This is a genomic window from Pseudanabaena sp. UWO311 (genome assembly GCF_006937785.1).
GTDB lineage: Bacteria > Cyanobacteriota > Cyanobacteriia > Pseudanabaenales > Pseudanabaenaceae > Pseudanabaena.
The window spans coordinates 1-1,073 of the sequence record NZ_SJEE01000061.1; the positions used below are offsets into that span (position 1 = coordinate 1).

Consider the following 1,073-nt stretch of genomic DNA (forward strand, 5'->3'; position numbering starts at 1 on the left):
ATCCAATGATACCGCCACAACAAACGGTGACACCAGCCTTACGTACGTTTTCCAAAGTTTCTAATCTGTCTTCATAGGTCCGCGTAGTAATGATTTCACCATAATGTTCTTTACTTGTATCTAAATTGTGGTTGTATGCATACAATCCGGCTTCTGCCAACTTCTGAGCCTGTTCTTCCGTCAGCATACCCAGTGTACAACATACTTCCATCCCCATTTCATTTACCCCTTTCACCATATCCAATACCCGGTCAAAATCACGGTTATCTCTTACTTCTCGCCAAGCAGCACCCATACAAAAACGTGTAGAACCTGCTTCTTTTGCTTTTTGGGCATATGCCAATACCTCATCTTTTTTCATGAGTGCTTGAACATCTATACCGGTATTGTAACGAGCGGCTTGTGGACAATAAGCGCAGTCTTCACTGCAGCCACCTGTTTTAATACTCAATAGCGTACATACCTGTACCTCAGCTGTATCATTATACTTTCTATGTAATTCCGCTGCACGGAATACCAGTTCGAGTAATGGCATGTTGTAGATATCGTAAATCTCTTCTTTGGTCCAGTTATGACGGATGTCGATAGACATAAAAATCGGTTTAGGGTACAAATATATAGAACAGAAAAATAAGGAATAAGAAATAAGGAACAAGAAACAAGAAGCAAGAAGGAACAAAAAACAAGGAAGCATTCACTTCTTCATTTCTTATTTCTTATTCATCATTCCTCTGTTTTCTTATGTTGAATATAATTCCTCCACTTTTCAATGACTTTCTGCATATCATCCGGTAGTGGGGCTTCAAAATGCATGGGTTGTTTGGTTACGGGGTGAATAAATCCAAGTGTCTGCGCGTGCAATGCACAGCGTGGACAAATATCAAAACAGTTGTCTACAAATTGCTTGTATTTGGTGTAGATGGTACCCTTTAAAATTTTATCACCTCCATATTCCCAGTCATTAAAGAGGGTATGTCCGATATGCTTCATATGCACACGAATTTGATGCGTGCGTCCGGTTTCTAAAACACATTCTACTAATGACACATAATTGAATCGCTCCAGTACTTTAT

At 39.5% G+C, this 1,073-nt stretch carries 2 protein-coding genes; both read right to left on the minus strand.

The features are described 5' to 3' along the window. A partial coding sequence (gene bioB, locus PseudUWO311_RS23820; protein WP_142657706.1) for a biotin synthase BioB occupies positions 1-592 on the minus strand: 592 nt, incomplete at its 3' end. Positions 593-723: 131 nt separating this feature from the next. Beyond that, a partial coding sequence (locus tag PseudUWO311_RS23825) for an RluA family pseudouridine synthase (protein WP_263403028.1) occupies positions 724-1,073 on the minus strand: 350 nt, incomplete at its 5' end.